The organism is Pseudomonas sp. MWU13-2100 (assembly GCF_023242365.1).
In the GTDB taxonomy this organism is placed as follows: domain Bacteria; phylum Pseudomonadota; class Gammaproteobacteria; order Pseudomonadales; family Pseudomonadaceae; genus Aquipseudomonas.
Map to the genome: position 1 here is coordinate 1 of NZ_JALLIX010000170.1, position 350 is coordinate 350.

Below are 350 nucleotides of genomic sequence, written 5' to 3' on the forward strand. Positions count from 1 at the left end.
CCCGTGGAAAAACCGTTCTCGCGCAATTTCGTGCTGGTCCGCCACCACCTTCAGCCGCCGAAAATCGAAGGCAGCCCGGACACGCCGCCCAGCCTGATCTTCTACAGCCTGTATATGCACCTGCGGGAATGGAAGGTTTACCGGGAAGATGCGGCCATCACCCGTCCGGCGTTCTGGCCCGAGGGGGCGATTCGTCGCGTCAAGGCGACGGTGAACGACACCCGATACGGTCACCCGCAGGAGCGGGGCCTGAACGTGCGCAACCAGGCGTGGCAGGGCAAGCAGCTTGACCTCCTGCCACGGGGAGCGGAGGTGGTAGTCAGTGGCACCGGTGACTATCGCAAGTTGGA

1 pseudogene is annotated in these 350 nt (G+C 63.7%); it reads left to right on the plus strand.

The features are described from left to right. Window positions 1-350: pseudogene (locus M5B99_RS29880) on the plus strand (hypothetical protein); the annotation flags it as partial.